The organism is Methylophilus sp. DMC14 (assembly GCF_056314085.1).
This window is the reverse complement of sequence record NZ_JBQUZA010000003.1, coordinates 98,512-125,009: the sequence shown is the minus strand read 5'-3', so window position 1 is coordinate 125,009 and position 26,498 is coordinate 98,512. Positions and strand designations below refer to the sequence as shown.

Annotated in this window: 23 protein-coding genes; 11 read left to right on the top strand and 12 right to left on the bottom strand. The window is 52.2% G+C overall.

What is annotated here, in order from left to right:
- Window positions 1-3 precede the first annotated feature (3 nt).
- Entirely contained in the window at window positions 4-894 is an 891-nt protein-coding gene (gene ftsX / locus ACT53C_RS07480) for a permease-like cell division protein FtsX (protein WP_476145450.1), read from the top strand.
- Between the two features lie 835 nt (window positions 895-1,729).
- On the opposite strand, the gene ACT53C_RS07475 is transcribed toward ftsX, so the two are convergent.
- Complete coding sequence (locus ACT53C_RS07475) at window positions 1,730-3,376, bottom strand: electron transfer flavoprotein-ubiquinone oxidoreductase (RefSeq protein WP_476145449.1); 1,647 nt, start codon at window positions 3,374-3,376, stop codon at window positions 1,730-1,732.
- A gap of 13 nt (window positions 3,377-3,389) precedes the next feature.
- A complete protein-coding gene (locus ACT53C_RS07470) occupies window positions 3,390-4,328 on the bottom strand; it encodes a LysR family transcriptional regulator (protein ID WP_194748345.1) in 939 nt (312 codons plus the stop codon).
- A 150-nt stretch (window positions 4,329-4,478) separates the two neighbouring features.
- On the opposite strand from ACT53C_RS07470, the gene ACT53C_RS07465 reads away from it, so the two are divergent.
- From ACT53C_RS07465 to ACT53C_RS07450, 4 genes are read left to right on the top strand one after another with little or no spacing between them, the layout of a single operon-like run.
- Window positions 4,479-5,231 carry an electron transfer flavoprotein subunit beta/FixA family protein gene (locus tag ACT53C_RS07465; protein ID WP_194748346.1) on the top strand — a complete coding sequence of 251 codons (753 nt, stop codon included), beginning with the start codon at window positions 4,479-4,481 and terminating at the stop codon, window positions 5,229-5,231.
- Entirely contained in the window at window positions 5,228-6,157 is a 930-nt protein-coding gene (locus ACT53C_RS07460) for an FAD-binding protein (protein WP_476145448.1), read from the top strand. Before ACT53C_RS07465 ends, ACT53C_RS07460 begins: the two co-directional genes overlap by 4 nt.
- Before the next feature lie 48 nt (window positions 6,158-6,205).
- The gene (locus ACT53C_RS07455; RefSeq protein WP_194748348.1) at window positions 6,206-6,985 is read left to right on the top strand and encodes a ferredoxin--NADP reductase; all 780 of its coding nucleotides are present in this window, start codon (window positions 6,206-6,208) and stop codon (window positions 6,983-6,985) included.
- 46 nt (window positions 6,986-7,031) lie between these two features.
- Complete coding sequence (locus ACT53C_RS07450) at window positions 7,032-7,493, top strand: GNAT family N-acetyltransferase (RefSeq protein ID WP_476145447.1); 462 nt, start codon at window positions 7,032-7,034, stop codon at window positions 7,491-7,493.
- Between the two features lie 12 nt (window positions 7,494-7,505).
- Here the strand turns inward: ACT53C_RS07450 and ACT53C_RS07445 are convergent, their stop codons facing one another.
- The gene (locus tag ACT53C_RS07445) at window positions 7,506-8,924 is read right to left on the bottom strand and encodes a DHA2 family efflux MFS transporter permease subunit (protein WP_476145446.1); all 1,419 of its coding nucleotides are present in this window, start codon (window positions 8,922-8,924) and stop codon (window positions 7,506-7,508) included.
- A gap of 263 nt (window positions 8,925-9,187) precedes the next feature.
- Here ACT53C_RS07445 and ACT53C_RS07440 point away from each other — a divergent pair, with 263 nt between their 5' ends.
- Both ACT53C_RS07440 and ACT53C_RS07435 read left to right on the top strand, forming a co-directional pair.
- The gene (locus ACT53C_RS07440; RefSeq protein ID WP_409934485.1) at window positions 9,188-9,838 is read left to right on the top strand and encodes a tetratricopeptide repeat protein; all 651 of its coding nucleotides are present in this window, start codon (window positions 9,188-9,190) and stop codon (window positions 9,836-9,838) included.
- A 35-nt stretch (window positions 9,839-9,873) separates the two neighbouring features.
- Window positions 9,874-10,428, top strand: a complete 555-nt coding sequence (locus ACT53C_RS07435) for an outer membrane protein (RefSeq protein WP_476145445.1) — start codon at window positions 9,874-9,876, stop codon at window positions 10,426-10,428.
- A 47-nt stretch (window positions 10,429-10,475) separates the two neighbouring features.
- Here ACT53C_RS07435 and ACT53C_RS07430 read toward each other — a convergent pair whose 3' ends face one another.
- A complete protein-coding gene (locus tag ACT53C_RS07430) occupies window positions 10,476-11,408 on the bottom strand; it encodes a response regulator (protein WP_476145444.1) in 933 nt (310 codons plus the stop codon).
- Window positions 11,405-14,872 carry a hybrid sensor histidine kinase/response regulator gene (locus ACT53C_RS07425; RefSeq protein ID WP_476145443.1) on the bottom strand — a complete coding sequence of 1,156 codons (3,468 nt, stop codon included), beginning with the start codon at window positions 14,870-14,872 and terminating at the stop codon, window positions 11,405-11,407. The genes ACT53C_RS07430 and ACT53C_RS07425 overlap by 4 nt, the downstream gene beginning before the upstream one ends.
- Window positions 14,873-15,221: 349 nt before the next feature.
- Between ACT53C_RS07425 and ACT53C_RS07420 the strand changes: the two genes are divergently transcribed.
- Both ACT53C_RS07420 and ACT53C_RS07415 read left to right on the top strand, forming a co-directional pair.
- Window positions 15,222-16,703, top strand: a complete 1,482-nt coding sequence (locus ACT53C_RS07420) for a type I restriction-modification system subunit M (protein ID WP_476145442.1) — start codon at window positions 15,222-15,224, stop codon at window positions 16,701-16,703.
- Window positions 16,700-17,893 carry a restriction endonuclease subunit S gene (locus ACT53C_RS07415; protein ID WP_476145441.1) on the top strand — a complete coding sequence of 398 codons (1,194 nt, stop codon included), beginning with the start codon at window positions 16,700-16,702 and terminating at the stop codon, window positions 17,891-17,893. Before ACT53C_RS07420 ends, ACT53C_RS07415 begins: the two co-directional genes overlap by 4 nt.
- Window positions 17,894-17,938: 45 nt before the next feature.
- On the opposite strand, the gene ACT53C_RS07410 is transcribed toward ACT53C_RS07415, so the two are convergent.
- Both ACT53C_RS07410 and ACT53C_RS07405 read right to left on the bottom strand, forming a co-directional pair.
- The gene (locus ACT53C_RS07410; protein WP_476145440.1) at window positions 17,939-18,229 is read right to left on the bottom strand and encodes a type II toxin-antitoxin system RelE/ParE family toxin; all 291 of its coding nucleotides are present in this window, start codon (window positions 18,227-18,229) and stop codon (window positions 17,939-17,941) included.
- 2 nt (window positions 18,230-18,231) lie between these two features.
- A complete protein-coding gene (locus tag ACT53C_RS07405) occupies window positions 18,232-18,474 on the bottom strand; it encodes a type II toxin-antitoxin system ParD family antitoxin (RefSeq protein WP_476145439.1) in 243 nt (80 codons plus the stop codon).
- 166 nt (window positions 18,475-18,640) lie between these two features.
- Between ACT53C_RS07405 and ACT53C_RS07400 the strand changes: the two genes are divergently transcribed.
- A complete protein-coding gene (locus ACT53C_RS07400) occupies window positions 18,641-22,087 on the top strand; it encodes a DEAD/DEAH box helicase family protein (RefSeq protein WP_476145438.1) in 3,447 nt (1,148 codons plus the stop codon).
- Window positions 22,088-22,106: 19 nt separating this feature from the next.
- Here ACT53C_RS07400 and ACT53C_RS07395 read toward each other — a convergent pair whose 3' ends face one another.
- Complete coding sequence (locus ACT53C_RS07395) at window positions 22,107-23,354, bottom strand: leucine-rich repeat-containing protein kinase family protein (RefSeq protein WP_476145437.1); 1,248 nt, start codon at window positions 23,352-23,354, stop codon at window positions 22,107-22,109.
- Between the two features lie 190 nt (window positions 23,355-23,544).
- On the opposite strand from ACT53C_RS07395, the gene ACT53C_RS07390 reads away from it, so the two are divergent.
- Window positions 23,545-23,766: an antitoxin gene (locus tag ACT53C_RS07390; RefSeq protein WP_275356071.1), complete on the top strand. Its 222-nt coding sequence runs from the start codon at window positions 23,545-23,547 to the stop codon at window positions 23,764-23,766.
- A gap of 10 nt (window positions 23,767-23,776) precedes the next feature.
- On the opposite strand, the gene ACT53C_RS07385 is transcribed toward ACT53C_RS07390, so the two are convergent.
- The 4 genes from ACT53C_RS07385 to ureE all read right to left on the bottom strand — a co-directional run bounded on the left by ACT53C_RS07385 (window position 23,777) and on the right by ureE (window position 26,395).
- Window positions 23,777-24,340 (bottom strand): HupE/UreJ family protein, encoded by a 564-nt coding sequence (locus ACT53C_RS07385; RefSeq protein ID WP_476145436.1) that lies wholly within the window; start codon window positions 24,338-24,340, stop codon window positions 23,777-23,779.
- A 176-nt stretch (window positions 24,341-24,516) separates the two neighbouring features.
- Window positions 24,517-25,170 (bottom strand): urease accessory protein UreG, encoded by a 654-nt coding sequence (ureG, locus tag ACT53C_RS07380; protein WP_194748484.1) that lies wholly within the window; start codon window positions 25,168-25,170, stop codon window positions 24,517-24,519.
- Between the two features lie 29 nt (window positions 25,171-25,199).
- Window positions 25,200-25,898 (bottom strand): urease accessory protein UreF, encoded by a 699-nt coding sequence (locus ACT53C_RS07375; RefSeq protein WP_476145435.1) that lies wholly within the window; start codon window positions 25,896-25,898, stop codon window positions 25,200-25,202.
- Window positions 25,895-26,395, bottom strand: coding sequence for an urease accessory protein UreE (ureE, locus tag ACT53C_RS07370; RefSeq protein WP_275356076.1), 501 nt, complete (start codon window positions 26,393-26,395; stop codon window positions 25,895-25,897). The genes ACT53C_RS07375 and ureE overlap by 4 nt, the downstream gene beginning before the upstream one ends.
- Between the last annotated feature and the right edge of the window lie 103 nt (window positions 26,396-26,498).

Below are 26,498 nucleotides of genomic sequence, written 5' to 3'. Positions count from 1 at the left end.
TGCATGAAAAACTGGCTTAACCAACACACGCTGGCCTTAGACCTGGTCTTGCAGCGTTTAAAAAATCACTGGCTCAATACACTGATTATCTGCATGGTGATCGGTATTACCGTCACCCTGCCCGGCCTGCTGTTTGTCGCGCTGGATAACTTGCAGGACATGTCTGGCGCCATCAAGCAGGATGCGCAAATCAGCGTCTTTTTCAAACCGGCGACCCCCAGCAACCTGATTCAACGCCTGATCAACGATACACAAGGCCTGCCACAGGTCAAAGAAGTGCGTTATGTGTCCAAAGAAGATGCTATCGAGCAACTGTCCCAGCAGTTTTCGCAAAAAAACTTGCTAGTCGATTTGCCGCAAAATCCGCTGCCCGATGCCGTGTTCATTACCTTGACGGATACACAGCCTGCCACCGTCAAACCGGTACAAACCCTGCTGCAAACCCGGCCAGAAGTCGATGAAATCGTCATTGATAGCGTGTGGATAGAACGCCTGCATTCCATGCTGCAGCTGGGCAAACGCATTGCCATTATTTTTGCCAGTCTGCTCGGCATTGCCATGATTACCGTCATCAGCAACACTGTGCGCATGCAGGTTCTCACGCATGAAGCCGAAATTGAAGTCAGCCGCCTGATCGGCGCCACGCACAGCTTTATCCGGCGCCCGTTTTTGTATATGGGCGGCGCCTATGGCCTGGGCGGTGGCCTGATAGCTGTCGTGCTCTTATTTGCCATTGTCTGGAACCTGCGGCAGCCGGTGCAATTGCTGGCTAATAACTATCAAAGCCATTTTCAGTTGGCTTTTCATCTGGTTCATGTGGGTGGGCTGATCTTGCTGTGTACTACTGCAATTGGGTGGATTGCCGCATTTATTGCGCTGACGCAGAAGAAATAGCACGTTCATTGTGTTGATCACATTACACGCCGACAGGGCCATTTTCTAGAATAATTAAAAAATTCTCTTCTTGGCTCAGTTGCTTTTGTTTAGTGACACAGATTGTTAGAGTCGCTATTAAAGCGCTGACAGGATTAATGAATCATTCATTTCGCCCCTAGGCGAGTTACTTTTCTTTGCTTGCAGCTTGCACAAAGATAAAGTAACCAAAAGAAAGTGCACCCCACCTTCCGCTTGTTTCCTGCGTTGCTCAGTTTAGGACTTTCGTCCGTTGCTTTGCCGGACTTAGGCATAAGCGCTCGCAGAACTCATCCTAGCTGCCTGCACACATCGCAGGCCACCGCGGGATTCGAACAGCCGCTCGCTTCATCTTATTTGGTCTGAGCTACTCGGCGCGGCAGATGGGGACCCCGAAAACCATGCGAGTAACAGCATCATTGGATTTAACAAAAGAATGATTTTTTTGAACGGTTCAAACTTTACCAGTGTGAGTTAGATGAGATGAGTCCCATCCCATCACGCTGAGTAGCACAGACGAAGTGGGGGATGTCGGCCATCGGCTGTTCGAGTTCCGCAACAAGCCACGAAGTGTGTGGCTTGTCAGGGCGAGTTTCGATGGCCGCCCACTTTGTCGAGCAACGCAAGGGAGCCGTAGGCCGTGATGGCTGGGTGTCCTCCTCTTTGGTTACTTTCTGGGGGACAAGCACCAGAAAGTAACTCGCCGAGAGGCGAAAAAAACGTTACTAGATGAGTTTACCTATCCTATCCGACCCTAGCCCACTTGATGTCGTATAAGCCATCCAAGGATCCATTCAGGTAAGGTAGCTTCGCTTAATTACTGCGAAACATAATTCGGCCCACTGCCCCCTTCCGGCGGTACCCAATTAATATTCTGCGTTGGGTCTTTTATGTCACAGGTTTTGCAATGGATGCAATTCTGCGCGTTGATCTGCAAGGCCTTTTCTCCGGCCTGCTCCACAAACTCATACACCCCCGCCGGGCAATAGCGCTGTTCTGGGCCGGCATATTTCGGCAGATTCACACGCACGGCCCTATCCGCAACGCCGAGTTTCAAATGGCACGGTTGCTGGTGATCGTGCGAAATATTGCATAAGCTGACCGAGCTCAGTTTATCAAAGGTCAACACGCCATCCGGTTTGGCATACACAGGCGGACGGCTATTGGCAGCCTCGGCCAAAGTCGCATGGTCTGCGCTGCCATGCTTGAGCGTCCACGGCAAGGTCACGCCCCAACTGGACAGCCACATTTCGGCGCCACCCAATACGGTGCCGCCCCAGGTGCCAAAGCGGGACAAATAAGGCTTGACGTTACGCACCGCAGACAATTCTTGCCAGATCCAGGAGGCGCGCAGTTTTTGCGGATAAGCACTCAACACTTCCGGGCTGCCTTGTGCGATGGCATCAAACACGGCTTCCGCCGCCAGCATGCCGGACTTCATGGCGTAATGCGTGCCCTTGATTTTGGGCACATTGACCAGCCCTGCACTGCAGCCCAGCAAGGCTCCGCCGGGGAAGGCCATTTCCGGCAAGGACTGTATCCCGCCCTCTGAAATGGCACGCGCCCCATAGCTCAAGCGTTTACCGTCTTGCAGCAAGGCCTTGAGCTTGGGATGGGTTTTATAGGTCTGGAACACGTCAAAGGGGGACAAATACGGATTGCGGTAATCCAGATGCACCACATAGCCCACGGACACCAGGTTTTCGCCATGGTGATAAATAAAGCCACCGCCACCGGTGCTGGCATCCAGTGGCCAGCCCAAGGTATGCTCGATCAGGCCTTTTTGATGCAACTCGGGTTTGACACGCCAAACCTCTTTAAAGCCGATGCCGTATTTGGCCGGGCTGGACGTTGCCCGCAAGCCATAACGGGCTTCAAGCTGCTTGGTCAGTGAGCCACGTGTCCCCTCGGCCACCAGCGTGTATTTGGCGCGGATTTCGATGCCTGGGGTGTAGTTGGCGGTGGGATTGCCTTGCTTGTCCAGGCCCATATCGCCGGTAATCACGCCAGTCATGCGGCCTTGATCGTCATAACTGGGGGATTGTGCAGAGAACCCGGTATAGATTTCTACGCCCAGTGCTTCTGCCTGCGTCGCCAGCCAGCGGCAGACTTCGCCCAGACTGATGATGTAATTGCCATGGTTGCGCATCAAGGGCGGCAGTGACCACTCCGGCATGGCCCAGGCATTTTCTTCACCCAGCACCACAAAGGTATCTTTATCGACGGCGGTATTAAGCGGCGCGCCCAAGGCCTGCCAGTCAGGGAACAACTCCTGCAGGGCTTTCGGGTCCAGCACGGCACCAGAGAAAATATGGCTACCGACTTCGGCGCCTTTTTCCAGGACACACACGCCCAGCTCCTGGCCTTGCGCCTGCGCCAGTTGTTTGAGACGGATGGCTGCGGACAAGCCCGCCGGGCCTGCCCCCACAATCAGCACATCGTACTCCATAACATCTCTTTCCATCTTTGCTCCTTCGTCAGGCAATGGCCGGGATATCGATCAGGTCGCTACGCGTCGCCCCTTGGGTAAACGCCTGGCAGAACGCCAGAAACTGTCGAATGCCACCGGTCTGGTATTTTTGCCTGTGCCATAAAAAATAAAAATTGCGGTGAAATTGCAAGCCGTGGTTCTCAATCGGCACCAGGCTGCCGCGCCTGAATGCATCCTTGAGGGCCAGCCGCGAAATACAGCCAATGCCAAGGCCGGATTCTACCGCGCGCTTGATCGCCTCGGTATGTTCCAGCTCCAGCGTAATATTGAGTTTTGAATAATCCTGTTTAAAGGCGCGGTCAAAGGTCTCGCGCGTGCCTGAGCCCTTCTCGCGCACGATCCAGGGCTGTAGCAGTAAATCCGCTTTGTGGATGGGTTTGCCGCTTTGTGCCCACAGTGCCAACGGATGCGTGGGCGCAGCAAAAATGACCAGCTCATCGGCAATCCAGGGCGCCACCGCAATATCGGGATGATTGCACTCTCCTTCTATCATACCCAAATCCAGGGTGTGGTTGGCAATCTGCTCGACGATGGTTCGCGTATTCTGCACCTGCAACTGGATGTGGCTTTGTGGATACTGCTGCAAGAACTTGGCCACCAGCAAGGTCACCAGATAATTGCCCACGGTCAGCGTCGCGCCAATCTTGAGGTGGCCGTAGCCCTGCTGCCCCTGCAGCATGCGCTCGATTTCACGCGCGCGGTCCAGCAATTCGACCGCCTTGGGTAACAGCTGCTGGCCCGCTTCATTGATGCGCAAAGACTTGCCGACCCGGTCAAACAACTGGATATCAAACTGCTTTTCCAGCTCGATCAGGGCGGTGCTGGCGGCTGATTGCGACAAGGCCAACTGGTCGCAGGCACGGGAGACGCTGCCGGTGCGGCTAATCGCGACAAAGATTTCCAGTTGCCTGAGGGTGTATTTCATGGAGGGGGCTGCGTGGCCGAGAGTTGCGCCGCGTCAAAATCAATCTACAGAATAGATATATAATATTATAATAATCAATTTAATAAATATTACAAGCTGGCTTAAAATGCCCGGTTACGAGTAAACACCCCCAACAAAGGCAAACGTTTTATGAAAGCATTGGTAGCGATCAAACGGGTCGTTGATTATAACATTCAAGTCCGCGTCAAAGCGGACGGTTCGGATGTGGATATCGAGGGCGTCAAAATGGGAGTCAATCCATTTGATGAAAACGCCATCGAAGAAGCCATCCGCCTCAAAGAAAAAGGCATTGTCACAGAAATCGTTGCCGTCACCATTGGTGCCGCGACGCATCAGGATATCTTGCGCCATGCCCTGGCCATGGGGGTGGACCGTGTGACGCTGGTTGAAACAGCAAACAGCCTGGCACCGCTGGCCGTCGCCAAGGTGCTCAAAGCCGTGGTCGAGCGTGAACAGCCTGCATTGATCCTGCTGGGCAAGCAAGCCATTGATGATGATGCCGGCCAGACCGGCCAAATGCTGGCGGCCCTGCTCAACCTGCCACAAGCTACGTATGCCTCTCAGATCACCATTGCCGAAAATCAGGCGACCGTGGTGCGCGAGATTGATGGCGGCACGCAAACCTTGTCCGTGAGCCTGCCAGCTGTGATTACTGCTGACCTGCGCCTGAACGAGCCGCGCTACGTCAAACTGCCCAACCTCATGATGGCCAGAAAAAAACCCATTGAGACCCTCCCGCTTGATTCGCTCAATCTGTCACTCACCCATAGTGTGCAACAACTGAAGGTCGCCGCCCCACCAGAGCGTCCAGCCGGCGTGATGGTGAAAGACGTGAATGAATTATTGAGCAAACTGCGTACGCACGAGGGACTGCTGCCATGAGAACATTGATTATTGCCGAACACGACGGCCAACATTTAAACGAACAAGTGGCACGCGCCGTGACTGCGGCCCAACACTGGCAGCAACCAGTGGATGTATTGATTGCTGCTGCACAAGCTGACGGCCTGGCCGCACAAGCCGCCGCTTTGCAAGGCGTCAGCACCGTGCTGGTTGCGGCCGATGCCGCCCTGCAACACCCGACCGCTGAACATCTGGCTGCGCTGGTTGTGCCGCTGGCGGCCAATTACAGCGTGGTGCTGGCTGCGCACAGCGCCTTCAGCAAAAACGTCTTGCCACGTGTCGCCGCCCTGCTCGACGTCAACATGCTGTCTGACGTGCTCGAGATCGTGAATAGCAACACCTATGTGCGTGGCATTTACGCCGGTAACGTGCTGGCAACGGTACAAAGCAGTGATGCCAAACAAGTACTCACCGTGCGTGCCAGCAAGTTCTCTGCCGCTGCGACTGGCGCCAATGCTGCCATTCAATCGGTGACTGCGCCAGCTGCACCAGAAGGCAGCCGCTGGGTGGCAGAAGCCTTTAACAAATCCGAGCGCCCCCCATTGGCCGCCGCTAAAGTGGTGGTCTCTGGTGGCCGTGCGCTGGGCAGTGCGGATGCATTTAAAGACGTGCTGGCCCCGCTGGCAGACAAACTGCATGCCGCCATTGGCGCCAGCCGTGCGGCGGTCGATTCTGGCTATGCCCCCAACGACCTGCAAGTCGGCCAAACCGGTGTAGTGGTCGCCCCAGAGCTGTACATCGCCGTTGGTATTTCCGGCGCCATCCAGCATGCCTATGGCATGAAAGACAGTAAAGTGGTGGTCGCCATCAATCAGGATCCAGAAGCGCAAATCTTCAAGATTGCCGACTACGGCCTGGTGGCAGATTTGTTTGAAGCCGTGCCGCAATTGACGGCTGCGTTATAATTAAGTGTTTACCAATTAACCTTTTGAATTCAGAAACCTGTTCATCTCATGAGTAAAAAATATTCCACCGAAACGGTGTTGAGCGTGCATCACTGGAATGACACGCTGTTCAGTTTCAAAACCACCCGTGATCCTGGCTTGCGCTTTGAAAACGGCCAGTTTGTCATGATAGGCCTGGAAGTCGATGGCCTGCCATTGACCCGTGCCTACAGTATTGCCAGCCCCAACTACGAAGAGCATCTGGAGTTTTTCAGCATCAAGGTGCCCAATGGCCCACTGACCTCACGCCTGCAACACCTGAAAGTGGGCGACCCGCTACTGGTGAGCCGCAAGCCAACCGGTACGCTGATCACCTCAGACCTCAAGCCAGGCAAACACCTGTATTTCTTCTCGACTGGCACGGGCTTAGCGCCGTTCATGAGTCTGATTCAGGACATCGAAGTCTATGACCGCTTTGAAAAAGTCATCCTGATTCACGGTGTGCGTTACGTCAATGAACTGGCCTACGAAGACTTCATCACCAAAGAACTGCCGAATAACGAGTTTTTTGGCGAAGAAGTGCGCAATAAACTGATCTACTACCCCACCGTTACACGCGAGCCATTTAAAAACATGGGCCGCCTGACAGACCTGGTGGAAAATGGCAAACTGTTTACCGATATTGGCTTGCCGCCATTGAATCCGGAAACGGACCGCGCCATGATCTGCGGTAGCCCGGCCATGCTGGTCGACACGGCCGCCATGCTGGACAAACGTGGTTTCAAAGTCTCGCCGCGCATCGGCGAACTGGGTGATTACGTGATTGAAAAAGCCTTTGTTGAAAAATAAGGGTTAAGGCACATTGCATGTTCGGCTGTCATGAAAGCACACGCGCATGACAGCCCATGCCACCCTTCAGTTTGAACCTGCCACCCTGGCTGACCTGCCCGCCTTGTGCGCGCTGCTCGCGCAACTATTTGCCCAGGAACACGAATTCTCCCCTGACCACGCTGCCCAGCAGCAAGGCTTGAGCCACATTCTGCAACACCCTGACATCGGCCATATTTTAGTAGCACGGCAACAAGGGCAAGTGATTGCGATGGTAAGTCTGCTGTTTACGATTTCGACCGCATTAGGCGGCCGCGTGGCATTGCTTGAAGATATGGTGGTCGATCAGACCTGTCGCGGCTTAGGCATTGGCTCGCAATTGCTGACTTTTGCGATTGCGCACGCGCGCCAGCAGGCGATCCAGCGCTTGACCCTGCTCACCGACCAGGATAATCAGGCTGGCCAGCACCTTTATAGAAAACATGGTTTTCAACCGTCAGGCATGCAAGTCTGGCGACTGATCCTGTAAAGGTTTATGTCGTTAGCGCTTGCGGTCCTGCATGCCCAGCGCCACCATGATCGCCAACACAATCACGGCAGATAGCAGCAGAAAGCCCTGTGCATAGGCCTCGAAAATACCCGGCGGCAGCTGTCCATAAATACGCTCGCGCCACTCCATAAATACCGCCATCATGGCCACCCCCATCACGCCGCCTAACTGGCGGGCATAACTGACCACCACCGAAGACTGGCCCAAATGCTGCGGCTCCATTTCATGCAAGGTGGCCAGATTTAATGCCGGCAAAATCAGGCCAAGACCGATGCGGCCCACAATGGTCGCCGCAACAATTTCCCAGTAGCGCACCTGATCGGCGGCCACGGCAAATACGATAAAAGATGCGCCGAAAATGACCAGGCCAGCCAGCGTAATCCGCCGTGGAGACAGTTGATCAGCCATCCGGCCAGCGATCGGGATGGTCAACACCAGGGCAATGCCTGAAGGCAACAGCAACACCCCAGCCTCTGTGGCCGAAAAAGCCATGGCATTTTGTAAAAATACCGGGATCAGATAAGTGGAGGCATACAGGCCAAAGCCATAGGCAAAGGCCACCAAGGTGCCGCGGCTAAAGGTGGGCCGCTGGAACAGATGCAATTGTATGATGGCATGCGGTAATTGCCGGGCATGCCGCATATAACAAAGCAGCGACCCTACCGTGAGCAAGGCCTGCCCCCAGGTCCACGGCGCAAACAGCCCACTGTGATGCAAGCTGGAGACAAACTCAATCAAGCCGATGGTCGCCGCCGACAACCAGCCCAGACCCGCCCAGTCAAACGCATTGACCGGCTGCTGCCTGGGCGCAGGCAACCACCTCCAGGCACACAGCAGGGCGATCAGCGCAAACGGCACGCCAAGCAGAAAAATCGCCTGCCAACCAAACTGATCCAGCAACCAGCCACTGATGGAGGGTGCGATGGCAGGCGTAAATGCAATGCCGACGATCAGGATCCCAGAGGCGCGTCCCTGAATGTCTGGCGGGAACAGACGCATGAGTGCCATCACCCCCAGCGGTTGCAACACGCCTGCAGCCAGGCCTTGCAGCAGGCGCGCAATCACCACCTGCACAAAGCTGTGCGCATAAAAACCTGCCACACTGGCCGCCACCAACAGCCACAGCGTCCACATAAACACGCGCCGCAAACCAAAGCGCTGCAACCACCAGGCGGCAGGCAACATGCCTATGGTCATCGCCGCCAAAAACGCCGTCATGGCCCACTGCACATGATCCTGGCCCAAATGAAACGTGCGCGTCAACGCCGGCACCGCCACGTTAAAGCTGGACGTGCATAACACCCCCGCTATCGTGCCGACGCCAATGATCAATAACACCATCCATTTGTAGCGCTCCCCATACCGCTGGGACAAAGCTTCAAAAGAATGTGGCAACAGGTGCAGGGACATGGGGTGGATAGTTTGAGTGGGCTAACAAGAAAGAGGACCTTAGCATGCATTTTTTGCAGTGTCACGCTGTCCGACCCTGCAAAAAAAGCAGAGTTCGCGCGCCCTAGCTTACAACCAGCTTTCAAGCGATCAAGGGCAAAATAGCAACTGTTTGATTTTTATACCTATTCAATCAGCGGCCCAGGCCAGCGCAGACTGGCATCGTTTTTGCAAAAATGGGACGACTCAATTGCATTTGATTCAATAATTTACGAGGAGTGATTGTGAAACGCTGGATGATCTATACCTGCCTGGCATTGCTGACCAGTGCTGCTTTTGCCGATGAAATGTTAGACAACGAACTGGCCACGCTGCAGCATGCCTGGGCCAAAGCGACCTATCAAACTAGCAAAGACCAGCAAGAACCCGCCTTCAAAGCCCTGACCGAGCAAGCCCATCAACTCACGACCCAGCATCCTGACGCCAATGAAGCGATGATCTGGGAGGCGATCGTGTTAAGCGGTTACGCCAAGAGCATGGGGCCACTGCATCCGGTGAATGCCTTGAAAGCGGCTGAACAAGCCCGCGACCTGTTGCTGGCCAGCATCAAAACCAACCCGCAAGCGCTGCATGGCTCCGCATATACCACACTGGGCTCGCTCTACTTCCGCGTTCCTGGCTGGCCGATTGGCTTTGGTGACAAGAAAAAAGGCCGCGAGTATCTGGAGAAAGCCCTGCAACTGAACCCGACCGGCATAGACAGCAACTATTTCTATGCAGACTTTTTACGTGCCCAGGGCGACTATAGTCAGGCCGTGACCTACTACCAGAAAGCCCTGCAAGCCCCTGCCCGCCCCGGCCGTGAAGATGCCGATGCTGGCCGCAAGCAGGAGATTGAAGAAGGCCTGCGCCTGGCACAAAGCAAACTGAAATAACCGTATTTGAAATAACGTCACTTGGAGAAGCACTGATGCGTCAATCTGTTTTCAATCTGTTGGTCAGCAGCCTATTGCTGACAGCCCCTCTGCTTGGGCATGCCGAGGGCTTTTATGGCGGCTTTAATGTCGGTGTAGCAAACGACAAACTCAAAACCCCTAATGGGGTAGACAAGGATAACCAGGCGATTGCTGGTGTCGTCGGCGGCTATCGATTCAATCAGTATATTGCCGTCGAAGGCCAATATACCGGGATAGGTAAGGTGACGGATAACGTCAGTGGCAGCGCCAAGGCCGATGCCCTCAGCTTGACGGCTGTGGGCAGCATACCCCTCAATGAATCCTTTGATTTTTATGGCAAACTCGGTGTCGCCGCCACCAAAAGCAAGGTCTCCTCTGGCTTGAGCGCCTATAACGATGCCACACACACCGGGGCCACCTATGGCCTGGGTGCGGAATATCACTACGATAAAACCTTGTCCATGCGCGTAGGCTGGGATCACTACCGAGCAGAAGTGGATGTGACTGGTGGCGGCAGTAAAGGCTTTGATACCAACGTCGGCACGGTGGGTCTCATCTACAACTTCTAACATTGAACCGACATGCGGCTGGCAACGATGACTCGCCTGCCAGCTCGCTAAAATTTGATTTTTGAGGCGACCAGAGAAGCAGCAGCGGTTCTGGTTTCTACGCCCAGCTTCTGAAACACATGCTCAAGATGTTTGTTGATCGTGCGCGGGCTGGTGCCTAAAATCTCGCCCACATCCTTGTTGGTTTTGCCTTTCACCGTCCAGTACAACACCTCGGATTCACGCTTGGTGAGTTGAAACAGCTTGCCCAAGGATTCGATCTGTGCCTCGTCCGAATACTCACGCAACACCACCACCCATTGCTCTTCACTGGTATTGGCCACCGTCAGGCTCAGACGGGCATTGCCCTGATTCACATTCAGCGTCTGCATGGACTGGCCTTCGGAGAACTGTTGCACACAGTTTTCCAGCCATTGGTAAATCATGGGCGGCAAAGTTTGCACCGTATGATAGGCTTCTTTGGCAGCCCATTCGGCAAAGTAGTGCTCCAGATATTGTTTGGCCAGCGGGGTTTGCCATATCAGGCGCTTGTCGCCGGGCAAGATGGCAATGGTCGCCTGACCAAACGCATCCAGCGCCGAGGTGGCCTGATGCATTCTGGTGGCATTTTGCACATGCGCCTTGAGGCGGGCCAACACTTCTGCCGGCCTGACCGGCTTGGTGACATAATCCACACCACCGGCATCAAACGCCATAGTCACATGCTCCACTTCGGTTAAGCCAGTCATAAAGATGACCGGGATATGCTGGGTTTCTGCTGCGGCTTTAATCCGACGGCAGGTGGCAAAGCCGTCCATTCCGGGCATCATGGCATCCATGAAAATCACTTGCGGCTGCATCAGGTGTGCAATTTGCAAGGCCATCTCGCCAGAGTTGGCCACCAGCACCTGATAACCTGACTCATCCAGCGCGTCGTGCAGATAGGCCAGGTTCTCTGGCACATCATCCACAATTAGCACGGTATGGCTGGGACTGGTCATTTGGCATACTCCTCAATCAAGCGCAGCAGTTTAGCAAAATCAAAGCGTTCCATGGCCTGTTGCAGTGCGTAAATAAATGTTTGATGTTGCGGATGCTCGCGGCTCAGTGTGGCCAGCACCTCGCGCACGCCTTTGACATAGCCCATGCGGGCAAACTGCACCAGGTTATCCAGCAACACCTGCGGAATCGCTTCCGCAGGCGTGGCCGTAATCTCATCTCCCGCTTGCGGCGCCAGCACAGGGGCGGCTAACGCCGGTGCGGGGCCCTGGCTATCCTCATAACGCCAGGTCAGGTTTAACTGATGGCCTATCCAGTCCAGCACCTCTTCGAGGTTCACCGGCTTCACAAAAAAGTCGCGCGCCGGAATCTTGGCCTGATTATCCAGGTTACGATCATAGGCATTGGCCGACACAATCGCAATCGGCAGCTGTGCGTGATGCACCTGACGAATGATATAGGCGGCCTCCCAGCCATCCATGACCGGCATCGCCAAGTCCATTAAGATGGCATCCGCCTTAAGCATCTGGTATTGATTGACGCAGGCCTGACCATTGGCGGCTTCATGCACAATAAAACCCAGTGGTTGCAAGGTGTGTCGCAATAACTCGCGGTCGACTTCTTCATTATCGACCACCAGTATGGTTCTGGCCGGGCCTTCGTAGCCCAGCCGCTGTCGTACAGCCTTTTTAGAGAGATGTGCGGTTTCACGGATCTGCGGCAAAAACAGCCGGATTTCAAAACGCGTCCCCTGCCCGAGCACACTGTCGAACTGCATTTCGCCGCCCATCAACTGCGTCAACAATTTGCTGATGGTCAGGCCCAGGCCGGTGCCACCTATGCCAACCACATCGGCCGCACTACCGCGCTCAAACGGCTCAAAGATTTTTTCCACCTCATTGGGCGCGATGCCAGGCCCGGTATCTTGAATATCAATTTGTGCAATCTCACGCGCATAACTGACCCGGAACGTGACGCTGCCCTGCCTGGTGAACTTGACAGCATTACCGACGATATTGACCAAAATCTGCATCAGGCGCTTGTGGTCTGCCCGCACGTACTCGGGCAGGTTGCCTTGCTTTTCAAAAACAAACGCCAGGCCTTTGTTTTGCGCCTGAATCTCAAACATGCTGACAATCTGGTCGATAAACTCGGGGAAATGCAGCGGTTTGACATCAAAGGTCATTTTGCCGCTTTCAATGCGCGCAATATCCAGCGTACTCTCAATCAGCGACAACAAGTGCTCACCACCGCGGCTGATGGTTTTAATCGCCTGCTTGCGGTGCTCGGGGATGCTGGCATCGTTAGTGAGCAACTGTGCATAGCCCAGAATACTGTTCAACGGCGTGCGCAACTCATGACTGATACCGGTAATGTAACGGCTCTTGGCCTGGTTGGCTTCTTCCGCCAGTCGGCGCGCCTTTTGTAACTGGGCATCGGTTTTTTTGTGCGACTCGATCTCTTCAAGCAACAAACCGGTTTGCCGGTTGGACTCTTCCTGTGCCACCCGGCGGCTGGCCGAGGTCAGCACCAGCCACCAGGCGACAATGCCGCCCAAAAACAGCAAGGCGACAAAAATCTTCAAATAGCCCAACCTGAAGTGACGCATCAACTCAGGATATTCGCGGCCGATGGTCAAGGCATCATGCAGGTAAATCAGGCCTATGGTGGCACCAAACAGCACCACCGCAATCACCATCAACAACAGAAAATGCGCCACGCCACCATTCAGGTGCGGCCACAAGCGTTGTGGCAAAAAGCGTTTATTTAACGCCTCCCACTGCGCACTGAGCCGCGCTTGCGGCTTGCACGCGTCATGGCAGCGCGCATCGAGGCAACAGCATAACGAGCAAATCGCCCCGCCATACGCCGGACAATGCGCCATGTCATTCATTTCATATTCACGCTCGCAAATCACGCAGCGCTGGGTCTTGGTCGGCTGCAAATACTTGGGCCGCGGTCTAGCCAGGTAATACTTGCCCTGGGTCCACCAGGCAATCAACGGTGACATCACCAGCGCAGTGATCAACGAAATAAACGTAGAGAATGACTGCGCCAGCACGCCCATCGCCCCGGTATACGCCGCAATCGACACCGCCGAGGCAATAAACATGGCGCCCACGCCCACCGGGTTAATGTCATACAAATAAGCCCGCCTGAACTCAATGCCCTTAGGGCTCAACCCCAGCGGTTTATTGATCACCAGATCCGCCACCACCGCCGCAATCCAGGCAATCGCCACATTGGCATACAGGCCCAGAATCTCTTCCAGCGCCTGAAACACATTGAGCTCCATCAGCACAATGGCAATCATCACGTTAAACGCCACCCACACAATACGGCCAGGGTGGCTATGCGTCAGCCGGGCAAAAAAGTTAGACCACGCCAGCGAGCCAGCATAGGCATTGGTCATATTCACCTTGAGCTGCGACACGCAGACAAACAGCGCCGTCACCGCCAACGCCACATGGTGGTTGCTAAACACATGCTCAAAGCCAATCCAGTACATATGCGTCGGATTCACCGCCGAACTTAAAGGCATATCGCGGTTAAACACCAGGTAAGCCAGCAAGGCCCCCGCCAGCATTTTGAGCATGCCCAGCACCACCCAGCCCGGCCCCGCCATCAGCACGCCCAGATTCCAGCGCCAGTAGTTTTCTTTATTGCGCATCGGCATAAAGCGCAAAAAGTCCACCTGCTCGCCAATCTGCGGGATCAACGCCACGCCCACCGCCGTCGCCGCACCAAACATCACCCAGTTAAAATGCCCGCCCTCAGGCGAGATCCCGGCAAAGTGACTGAGCCGGTCAATCACACCCGGATCCATCTTGAAAATCGCAAAAAATGGCAGCAGCATCAGCGCAATCCACAGCGGCTGCGTGATCATCTGAATGCGGCTGATTAAGGTGACCCCATGCGTCACCAGCGGAATCACAATCAACGCACTGACCAGATAACCCAGATAAAGCGGCAAATGAAAATACAATTCGAGCGCATAGCCCATAATCGCCGCTTCCAGCGAAAACAGGATAAAGGTGAACGAGGCATAAATAAACGACGAGATGGTCGAGCCGATATAGCCAAAGCCCGCGCCGCGCGTCAGCAGGTCCATATCCAGGCCATACTTGGCGGCGTAATAACTGATCGGCAACCCGGTTAAAAAGATAATCAGCCCCACCGCCATAATCGCCCACAAGGCGTTCTGAAAACCGTAGTTGATGGTAATGGTGCCGCCAATCGCCTCCAGCACCAAAAACGAAATCGCCCCCAGCGCCGTATTAGAGACCCGCAGAATAGACCACTTACGAAACGCCCGCGGCGTATAGCGCAAGGCATAATCCTCAATGGTTTCATTCGCCACCCAACTGTTATAGTCGCGACGAATTTTCACGATCCGCTGAATCGGCTCAGCGCGTGTAGAGGTTTCTGGTTCGGTGGTAAATCCGGTTACGGACGGGTTAGACAATCAACAATCCTTAGTATCAATAGCCAAGCGGGGAACAAGGCCAGCTTTCCCCGAGCATATACTAGGAGAGTTCGCTCATGCAATCACTACGTTAATTGACGTAGAGCGCAGGCGGCAGCGATGACCTGACCGGTGAACTTACCATATCGCTGATGCAGATCAGCGCCCTCAACGACTAAAGTGCTGTGTCAATTACCAAACGGATGAGCAATCTGATGCCATCCTGCCTATGCTAAAATCGGTCGGGTTCTTTGAACACAGCCAATTTGGACACAAAAAGTCATCGATTATTTATGCCAAATGACTTGTACTCCAGCGCAAAACATAACATCACAACAATAGGTAAAAGATGGTCACGGGTGAATTAAAAAGCCAAGTCGATAAGATTTGGGAGACGTTTTGGACAGGTGGTATCAGCAACCCGCTGACCGTGATTGAGCAATTTACTTTTTTGCTGTTTTTACGTCGCTTGGATGAAAACCAGCTACTGGCTGAAAGAAAAGCCAATATGCTCAGTACACCAATCAAATCACCCCTCTACACGCCAGAGCAAGAGCGTTTCCGCTGGCATTCGTTTGTCAACAAAGATCCGGAGACGATGTTCGACCTGTTCACCAAACCGCAGGTGGATGCTGACAACCTCACTGTGTTTGAGCATATGAAAACCTTGGGTAGCGAGGCAGGCGTGTTTGCGCACTACATGAAGGGCGCGACCTTTATGATCCCCACGCCTAAGCTGCTCGACCAGGTAGTGCAGATGATCGCTAAAATCCAGATGGATGACCGCGACACCAAGGGCGATTTATACGAATACCTGCTCTCAAAAACCGCCACCGCTGGCACCAACGGCCAATTCCGCACCCCGCGCCACATTATCAAGATGATGGTCGAGATGATGCAACCCACGCAAGAAGACACCATTTGCGATCCGGCCTGTGGCACGGCGGGCTTTTTGGTGGCAGCGGGTGAGTACGTACATGAGCATCACCCAGATTGGTTTAACGACGCACAATTTCTGCAACACTACCAAGAAAGCATGTTCACCGGCATGGAGTTTGACGCCACCATGCTGCGTATTGCCGCCATGAACCTGCAACTGCATGGCATAGACCACCCGCAACTGATTGCCCGCGATGCTTTGAGTGAGGCGAATGCAGACAGCCGCGATCAATTTAGCTTAATCCTCGCCAACCCGCCATTTAAAGGCTCGCTAGATTACGATGGCGTAGAAAGCTCACTGCTGACGACGGTTAAAACCAAAAAAACCGAGCTGCTGTTTTTAGGGCTGATTTTGCGCATGCTAAAAGTGGGTGGCCGTTGCGCGGTGATCGTGCCCGATGGTGTGCTGTTTGGCTCATCTAACGCCCATGTGCAAATCCGCAAAACGATTATTGCAGGGCATAAATTAGAAGCTGTGATTTCCATGCCCAGCGGCGTCTTTAAACCCTATGCCGGCGTGAGCACCGCGGTGCTGGTGTTTACCAAAACCAACCACGGTGGCACAGATCATGTGTGGTTTTATGACATGCAAGCCGATGGCTACAGCCTCGACGACAAGCGTAGCCCCGTTAAAGACAACGACACTGCCGATATTATTGCCCGCTACCAAAACCGCCAAAACGAGACCAATCGCAGTCGAACCGAACAAAGCTTTTTAGTGCCACTGGCTGAGATAGAGCAAAACAACTGGGATTTAAGCATTAACCGCTACAAACAAGTGGTGTACGAGCAAGTGCAACATGATAGCCCTGCGGAGATTATTGCTGAAATTGAGCGCTTGGATGCAGAGCGAGCACAGGTGTTGGCGGTGTTGAAGGAGTTGTTGGCGTGAATTCTAGAATTGAACACGTGCCTCTAAATAGAGTATGTGAAATTGGCAATGGCTATGCATTTAAAAGTGAAGAGTTTTTAACCTCTGGCATACCTTTACTACGAATTTCAAATATAGAAAATGAGCGAGTTTCTTTCGATGGAAATACCGTCTATTTAGATGAAAGTAAATTAAGCAAACACAAAAACTTTATTGTAAAAAATGGGGATGTCGTAATTGCCCTTTCTGGAGCTACAACTGGTAAATATGGTATTTACTTATCAGAAGAACCTTGTTTGCTTAACCAACGTATAGGAATTATCCGTAGTTGTAAGTCGGAAAAGTTAGATTCAAAATACTTCTATTTTTATTTAAGTATCTTGCAATCAAAAATTTTTAGTGAAGCTCAAGGAGCTGCGCAGCCAAACATTAGCACTAAAGATATTGGCGAGATGGAAATTCCTCTACCATCATTGGGCGAGCAACAAAAAATTTCAGCGATTTTAGATGCGGCGGATAGCCTTAGACAAAAAGACCAACAATTGGTCGAGCGTTACACCGCGCTCAGCCAATCACTGTTTTTGGAAATGTTTGGTGATCCGGTAACGAATCCGATGGGCTGGGCAAAAGCGGAGTTAGGTTCACTGGCGAAAATTTCTTCTGGTAGTACGCCTAGCAGAGATATACCTGAAAACTATTTGGGAAATATTCCATGGGTAAAAACTGGTGAAGTTAATGGTGCAAGGATTACACACACATCAGAGTCAATTAGTGAAGAAGCTTTGGCAAATTCAAGCTGTAAACTATACCCCTCAGGTTCTTTAATTATTGCAATGTATGGTCAAGGTAAAACAAGAGGTCAGGTTGGTATACTTGGAATTGAAGCGGCTACCAATCAAGCTTGTGCTGTAATACCTCCATCAAGCAAAATGAATTATGATTTTCTATTCACTTTACTAAAGCTATCGTACGAAGATTTACGAAACTTGGGGCGTGGGGGAAATCAACCTAACTTAAACAGTGGCTTAATTAAAGCTTACTGTGTTATTTCACCACCAATTACGTTACAAATTCAATTCGCCGAACGCATCCAACTCATCGAAGCCCAAAAACAACAGGCACAACTCAGTTTAGAAAAATCCGAGGCTTTGTTTAATAGCCTGTTACAGCGGACATTTACAGGTGAACTCACTGTGAAGATGGCGGCTTAACACAGCGTTATTCCCGTGCAAACGCGAGATACTTTGGTAACAGCTTTATAAATACTGCGGCGCATCCATACGTGCATGCAAAATACGTATCACGGCAATGCCATCAGCCGTGACGCGAAAATAAATGACATGTTTTTCTATCACTTGGCGGCGATAACCTACACGGATATGGTCGCAAGCGGGAGCGGTGTTTGGTGTTTGTGCCAGGGTTTGAAAAGCGCTGACTAAGGTATCGAAATACAACTCCGCTTGTTCAACGCCCCAGTTTTGTTGGGTATATCGCCAGATGCTTTCCAGGTCTTTTTCAGCCGCTGGGCTTAGGCGATACTTAGCCATGGTTAACCATTAGCGAGCATGCGTTGTTTAAAGCCGGCGGCGTCAAACGGTTGCGGCTCGCCACTGTTTTCGCCTTCAATCAGGGCTTTTCTGAGTGTTTCAATTTGGGCGCTGCGCTCTTGCTCTTTGCGGATCAGGTCGCGGATATATTCGCTGTCGTTAGTGTAATGGCCGTTTTCAATTTGTGCTTTAATCCAGCTATCTTGCTGGTCAGTCACGGTGATGGTTTTGCGTACGGTTGCCATAAATTGAGCCTTTAAGAATGTCGCGCTGAACACGATTGATGTGGTAATAGTATGAAAATATCATACACATGGCAAGCGATGCGTTGCCTTGCTGGCAGGAAGCGTTAAAGTATCGGTATGATGTAGGAATCTATTGATGTATAAGCTTAAATAACAACCTTCATATATGAGCAATTTCAGCTTTCTACTTGCAGATTTCCCTGCCCTGCATGCCGATGCGGTAGAGGCTGAACAGCTGACGTTACTCTCGCCCAAAGCAGCTGCGATTTTTTGCCGTAGCACCTTGGAAAACGCCATTAACTGGCTTTACGACCACGACCCCAAACTTACCCGCCCGTTTAAGTCTGAGCTCAGCGCGTTGATGCATGCGCATTGCTTTGCTAGCCAGTTTAACCAGACCATGCTGGGTGAACTGCACCTGATACGCAAAACCGGTAACGTAGCCGCACATGGCAGCAAGGTGAGCCAGCAGGATGCCTTGGCGTCACTCAAATATCTGTATCGATTTTTGCGTTATGTAGCCACATATTACGGCAAGCAAGCACCATCTCCACAGGCGTTTGATGAGCATTTAATTCCGACAGGTGCTGCAAAGCCAGAAAGTGCTGAACAGATTGCCGCCTTGCAGCAACAACTAGCGGCCAAAGACCAGGCAGCACGTGAGGCTGAGCAGGCCAGACAACAGCAGGCAGAAGAAAACGCACAGTTAAAAGCGCAACTGGAGCAACAACAAGCCGAAGTTGCGGCACGCAAACAGGCGCGCGAAAAAACCATCGACTTTGAACAAACCGTTCCGCTATTGGTGAGCGAGGCAGAAACCCGCCGCCGCTATATTGATTTATCCCTTAAAGAATGTGGCTGGGACAACCTGCAAGAAGGCCACGAGTTAGAGTTTGAGGTGACTGGTATGCCCGCCAGTACCAATCGCACTGGCATTGGTTATGTGGATTATGTGTTGTGGGGCGATGATGGCTTGCCGCTGGCGGTGATTGAAGCCAAAAAAACCATGGCAGATGCACGTAAGGGCAAGCATCAAGCCGAGCTGTATGCCAATTGTCTGCAAGCGATGACAGGGCAACGGCCGATTATTTTTTACAGCAATGGCTTTGAAACGCACATTTGGGATGACCAGTTTTACCCAGAACGAGAGGTGCAGGGCTTTTATAGCAAAGAAGAATTACAGCTACTGATTGCCCGCCGCCAGAGCCGAATCGATTTGCGTAGTTTTAAAGTGAATACCGAGATTGCCGGGCGCGCTTATCAACTGGAGGCCATGCAGCGGATTGCGGAAAATTTTGTCACCACGAATGGCCAAGGTGAGTTGCGCGGTCGCGCGCGGCAGAGCTTGTTGGTGATGGCGACTGGCAGTGGCAAAACTCGCACGGCGGCGGCGCTGGTGGATATGCTCACCAAATGTAATTGGGCGAAGCGCGTGCTGTTTTTGGCGGACAGAAACGCCTTGGTCACTCAGGCCAAAAATGCCTTTAATGAATACCTGCCCAATTTAAGCGCGATAGAACTGACTAAAGAAAAAGAAGACAACGGCACACGGCTGGTGTTTTCAACTTACCCAACCATCATGAACCGCATTGACCATGTGCAGGAAGGCGAGCGCTTTTATGGTGTGGGGCATTTTGACCTGATTATTGTGGATGAGGCACACCGTTCGGTGTACCAGAAGTATCGGGCGATTTTTGCCTATTTTGATGCCTTGCTGGTGGGCTTAACCGCTACGCCTAAAACGGATATCGACCATAACACGTATGGCTTGTTTGGCATTGAGGACGATAACCCGACTTTTGCTTATGAGCTGGATAGCGCCGTGCGCGATGGCTTTTTGGTGCCTCCCAAGGCTATGTCTGTACCTCTCAAGTTTATCCGCACAGGTGTGAAGTACCATGAACTCTCAGACCGTGAAAAAGCCGAGTATGAAGAAAAGTTTGGTGACCCGACCACCGGTGAAGTGCCAGACGAGATTGATAGTGCTGCCCTGAATAACTGGCTGTTTAACACTGACACGGTGGATAAAGTGCTAGATCACGTGATGACCGATGGCATTAAAGTGCAGGGTGGTGAAAAGCTGGGCAAGACCATTATTTTTGCCAAAAACCATACACATGCCGTATTTATTGAAAAGCGGTTTAATAAAAACTACCCAGAATACGCAGGCAAGTTTTTGCGGGTGATTGATAACTACGAAAGCAAAGCGCAAAGCCTGCTGGAGACGTTTGTAGATAAATACGAAGAAAAAGACCCACAAATTGCTGTCTCGGTGGATATGATGGATACGGGCGTGGATGCGCCGCGTGTGGTGAATCTGGTGTTCTTTAAGCAGGTGAAATCTGCCACCAAGTTTTGGCAGATGATAGGCCGAGGAACACGCTTATGCCCAGATTTGTTTGGGGTGGGCCATGACAAAACTGAGTTTGTGATTTTTGATTATTGCCAGAATTTTGAGTTTTTTGGCGTGAACCCCGATGGCGTAAAAACGAAGGCGATTAAGAGCCTGACGCAACAGATCTTTGAGGCCAAATTAGAATTAGCCATGCTGGTGCGCGAGGATGCCGAAAGTAGCGAAGAAGAACGTGCACTAGCTGAAAGTTATATTACTGAGCTGCAGCAAACCACTGCCACTTTGGATAAAAGCCGCTTTGTGGTGAGAGCCAAACTCCGCTATGTGGTTGAATACAGCGAAAAAGCGCGTTGGCAAAATCTCTCAAAAAGCGATTTGTTAGATATCAACACACACCTTTCGGCGCTAGCTTTACCAGCCAAAGAAGATGACGAACTGGCCAAACGATTTGACCTGCTGATTTTAAATTATCAGTTGGCGCTAATGACGGCGGCGTATAGCACGGACCGATTTATTAAACAGATTAGCGGCACAGCCAAGGCTTTGTTGAAAAAACAAAATATCCCGGCGGTCGCTAAACAAGTGCATTTGCTCAACGAACTGCAAGTGGAGCAATTTTGGAAAACTATCAATATCAATCGTTTGGAAAATGTACGCGTTGCCCTGCGCGATTTGATTAAGTATTTAGATAAAGAAAATCAGCAAATTGTAGAAACCAACTTTGAAGATGAGATCGATTTCATAGGCGTTAAACAACACGACTTAATACCAGCCTATGGCCGACTACAAAGCTATAAAGATCGCGTGGAATCGTATGTGCGTGATCACAGCAATCACTTGGTGATCCAAAAGCTTAAGACCAATAAGCCGATTACAGAAACAGAAGTGAATGCACTGGAAACTATCTTGTTTGATGGTGCGACCGTTGGCACCAAGCAAGACTACATTGAAACCTACGGCGATAAGCCATTGGGTGTTTTTATCCGCAGTATCGTTGGCCTGGATGTGAATGCTGCGCAAGAAGTGTTTGCCGAGTTTATTCAGGCTGGAAACCTGAAAGCGGACCAAATGACGTTTATCAATAACATCATCAACTACCTCAATAAAAACGGTGTGATTGAGAAATCGATGCTGTTTGAACCGCCCTTTACCAATATCCATCAAGATGGATTGATTGGTGTTTTTGATGAGGCTGATGCGAAAAAAGTGATTCAGTTGGTGGGTATGGTGAATGAAAATGCGCTTGTAAGCGTGGGATAATTCACAGCTTCAGCAACCACTATCCCTGCATTACCAAACCATCACTATTACGCACAACCGCTGCCAACTCCTCTGCCAACACCGCTAGTGCCCTGGCTTCCAGTTTAAGTATTTTTTGCGTAAGTGCCGGGTTATCTACAGGTAAAAAAGAAGCGCCGCCCAAATCACTTAACACCACTTTTTCAGGCCCCCACAAAATATTATGTGCATATAAATCGCCGTGCATGAGGCCACGGGCGTGCAGGTGTGCTGCGGCTTGCGTGATGCCTTTTAAAATAAATTCGGCTTGTTGCGGCGTGAGTGTTAAGTCATCCGCGTAGACATCGCGCGTGCAGCTTTCATAGCTGGGGGGCTTTGCCAGCACTTTTAAATCGGCGTCCAACAGGGGCATGACCAAGCCATCAATGCCTTGCGGGTGATTGTGTATTACGCCTTTAACGCCGACTAAATTGGGGTGCTCACCTGTCAGCATATTGGCGTGCATTTCACAGCGTGGCAGGCCGTCGCTGGTGAGGCCACTCTTGAAGAGTTTTACTGCCACAGACTCTTGCACGTTTTTATTTTGCATTACCGCCTGGTAGGTAACGCCAGAGGCACCTTCACCTAACACATGTTGCAGCGTGAGGGTTTGCCAATCGATATGCTGTATATGATGTTGGCTGATTAACGCTTGCTCAATGGCGTTGCAAAAGGGGTTGCCGGCATAGGCGAGCCAGGTGAGTTTGGGTAGGTCGAATAAAAAATCGGGCAAGGTCTCAAACTGGTTGGCAGAAATCCGCAATAACTCTAAGGCGTGACAATTTGCCAGGCTGGCGGGCAAGCTGCTGAGCTGGTTACCTGCCAGCATGAGTTTTTGCAGCTTGCTGCACTCGCCCAATGCATCTGGCACCCTACTTAATGCGTTATCGGTGACGATAAACCAGCGTAAGGTGTGGGTGGGGATGGCGGCTTCCGGGATGTGTTTGATCTGGTTGGCTTTAAAACCAATCATGCTTAGGTTCTCGCATTGCCCCAACACCTCTGGTAGGTGCGTAAACTGGTTGTTTGAGCAAAAAAGAATGCGCAGTTTTTTCAGGCGGCTTAAATCACTAGGCAAGTCAGTGAGCGCATTGCCGGACAAGTCCAGGATTTCCAGGCTATCGGCTACGTCAAAAATCTCAGCGGGGAACTGCGTTAACTGCGCACTTAATTTGAGCTGTTTAGCCCCTTGAAGTTTGCCTGCCTTGAGTTGAGCGAGAGTGTCGTCGGGCGCTGGGGTGGGTGTCATCACAATGCATGTATTTTATGGATGCGCTATGTTACTTCAATTACTTTGCAGATTTTCATCTCGGCCAGGAGATTCAGCGGCGACAAAAAACCTAGACTAGTCTCTTACAACCAGAGGTTGCATTATCTCCACCCGCTTTTAAAATACATACAATCTCTTGTACACAGTTAAATTAACGAGGGGAACGTTTATGCAAACCTTAAAAACGCGTGTTTTTAATAATGGGAATAGCCAGGCCGTGCACATTCCACGAGCTTTCCAATTAGATGTTCAACAAGTTGAAATAAGCCGTGCAGACAATGGTGATCTGGTGATACACCCCATCAAACCTAACAGAGGGGATAGGCTGATGGAAGCGCTAAATCAATTTGACGACGACTTTATTCGTGCGCTTGCAGATATTAGCGCGTAATCAACCTGTTTTAAGCCAACATCCACACAGCGCCCAAGCCCAGCATCAAGCCGCCGAGTAATTGCGTGGCTTTTTGCAGTTGCGGATTGGTCTGGCGACCCAACACCCAGCCCAAGCCATGCAGCACAGCGGTAGCCAGCACCATGCCCGCCAGGCCTGACCACTGGTTGCCAATTTCCATGCCATGCAAATAGCCATGTGCAGCTGCAGCGATGCTGACAACACCGATTTGCACGGCGCTGTTCACTTTTAAATCGCTAACCAGTAACAAGCCCATGACTATCACACTGGCCGCCACCAGGGTTTCAGCCAATGCAACCGGCAGCGAGGCCATGGCGAATGAAGCAGAGGCTGCCATCACAGTCACAAACAGCACAGGCAACTGCCAACCTTGTGCGGCCGGACGGCGTGCGGCCCAGATCCCCAGCGCGAACATCACCAGCAGATGATCCCAACCACTGAATGGATGCATAAAGCCAGCGGCAAAGCCAGACTCCAGGCCGTGGCCTGGGTGAGCAACCGCGGTGGTTGAAGCTGCGAGCGCACCTAAAAATAAAAGAATACTTTTTTTCATTGAATCTTCTCCAAACGAATTACATTGCGATGAGTCTGTCTTGCACCCACCATTTTCACTTCGATTTCAACCCTAAAATTGGCAATGCGCGTTTGTGGCAAGGCGTATCGGCGCAGACAGTACACAGGAGTACGGCAAGCTGATACAACACCGCCACGGACGCGTAGTGCCAATTTTCAAAGCATGAGGCCTTGTTTTTCGATGAATCTTACAATTTCTTCCAACCCCTGCCCCGTCTTCAAATTACTGAAAATAAACGGTTTCTCGCCGCGCATTTTTTTGGCGTCGCGATCCATCACCTCTAGCGAGGCGCCCACCATGGGCGCCAGGTCTATCTTGTTGATTACCAGCAGGTCGGATTTGGTAATGCCGGGGCCACCTTTGCGCGGGATTTTTTCACCGGCGGCGACATCAATCACGTAAATGGTGAGGTCGGACAATTCTGGGCTGAAGGTGGCGGCCAGGTTATCGCCACCACTTTCGACAAACACGATATCCAGCGTCTGAAAACGTTTGCTGAGTTGCATCACCGCTTCGAGGTTCATGGAGGCGTCTTCACGGATGGCCGTATGTGGGCAACCGCCGGTTTCGACGCCAATGATGCGTTCTGGCACCAGCGCTTCGTTGCGGGTTAAAAATTCGGCATCTTCTTTGGTGTAAATATCGTTGGTGACCACGGCAATGTTATATACCTCGCGCAAACGCTGGCACAGCGCCAGGGTCAGCGCGGTTTTGCCGGAGCCCACCGGGCCACCAATGCCCACGCGCAACGGCTCTTTGAACTCGGTGACTTCAGGCATGGGGCTATCAAATTGGGTATGTATTTTCATCATGGGTTAAACGCTCTTTAACAAACAGGTTATGACCTGAACAAACGGCTGTACTGGGTCTCGTGCAAACAGCCCGCGATACTCAGCAATGGATTAAAGTTACTCATCTCTTCATCTGGCAGGGCCATGGCGCTGGCGACCACTTGCGGCAGCTGTTCGCCCAGCGCCAGTAAAATGGTCTGCCCGGCCACTTGGCCCAGCGGCACGGTTTTCATCGCGGCGCTGGCCTGATTTTCACACCAGCCCCAGGCGTAGCCATGCAGCATGTGCTCTGGCGCAATCTGCCAGTGTTGGGCGATAGCGGCATACATGGTGGGGAATGCCGGGCTCGTCAGGGTGTTGAGTTTTGCCACCAACGCAGGTGGCGTGTCTTTGAGCTCGGACAGCAGGCGACGCAGTGAATAGCCCATTTGCCGCGTTTCAGCATAGCCTTCGGCGGTATCGCGGCCCGCCTGGTAAAAATCATCCCACGCCTGCACTTGCGCCAGGTCATCGGCTTGCCAGGCTTGATACAAGCGGTAGAGTACCGGCAACTCGAAACGCGCCTGATACACCTGCAAGCTATCGCTTATCCAGGCTTGTGCGGTCGGCACATCCTTGACCTGGCCGGATTCAATCGCCCACTCCAGCCCCTGCGAGTAACAATAGGCGCCCACAGGGAGCAGCGGGCTGGCCAGCTGCAGCAAGCGGCTGAGGGCCAGACTCGCGTTTAACGGGCTGACACTCATTCGCTGCCCTGCCCGCTTTTCACGCGTGGGCGCAACGCTTGCAAACTATCCTCATCATGCCCATGCCGGTGACCGCCGCCATAGGCCCCGGCCTCCGGCTCAAACGGCGCCTGGACTTCACTCACTTGCATGCCTAAGCCAAGCAGCATGTCTCGCAACACGTAATCTTGCTCCAGCCGTAGCCAGCCATCGCCAATTTGCAGTGGCACATGGCGGTTTCCCAGATGATAGGCGGCGCGCATCAAGTCGCGCGGCGTCGGTGCAATGACGTTATACACCGGCTCCTGCGCCGCCACGATCTGCACCACCACACTGCCGTCTTCAGACTGGATCAAATCGCCCCCGCGCAGAATCAGGCCGCGCGATAAAAACAGCGCAGCCTCACGGCCAGAAGCCAAGGTCACGCGCAAACGGCTTTTCTGGCGCTGGTCAAACGGCAGCTCCAGCGTGTCGTCAATATGCCCACTGAGGGCGATGCGTTCGGTTAAATGGATCATGTTTAAATACTTTATCGTTGCCGCAAATCAGCAAAAAAGTCATTCTTGCTTATCCGCCGATGAACGCAGATAAACGCCGATGTTACTTCAAAGCCCGAATGAT